This window comes from Falsiroseomonas sp. E2-1-a4 (assembly GCF_051433165.1).
Classification (GTDB): domain Bacteria; phylum Pseudomonadota; class Alphaproteobacteria; order Acetobacterales; family Acetobacteraceae; genus Falsiroseomonas.
Window position 1 is genome coordinate 1 of sequence record NZ_JBHMFS010000083.1, and the last position, 480, is coordinate 480.

Annotated in this window: 1 pseudogene; it reads right to left on the minus strand. The window is 68.1% G+C overall.

Annotation, left to right across the window (positions count from 1 at the left end):
• Positions 1-480, minus strand: a pseudogene (locus ACFHNC_RS24745) (hypothetical protein); the annotation flags it as partial.

Here is a 480-nt window from a genome sequence, read left to right on the forward strand (position 1 = left end):
TCGTCACCGTCGCCGCCGAATACCAGATCATCGCCATCTCCGGACCACACCTCGTCATCGCCGCCACCGGCTTCGATGGTGTCGTTGCCAGACCCGCTGGCGATCAGGTCGTTGCCACCGCCCGCGGAAATACGATCCGCCCCGTCGCCACCCAGCAGCGTGTCCGCGGCCTCCGTCCCGAGCCGATGCTGGTTCGCATCCTGCGGCGCGACGCCGCCGCCCCAATCCGCTTCCGCATAGGCAATGGAATGACCGCCATCTGGCGTGACCGCGGTGTACCAGACCCGCAGCACGCCGTTCACAAGCTCCGCATGCGGCGCGATGACGGTGCCGCCTGCGCCGAGTCCAGCACCCGCCGCCGTCAGCATCGGCTCGGGCGCAATCTCCCACGGCCCTAACGGGTTGCTGGCGACGGCGATGCCGATGGACCGCTCTGCGTCTTCAAGGCCCGTGAAGAAGAGGTAGTACTTGCCGTCCGGC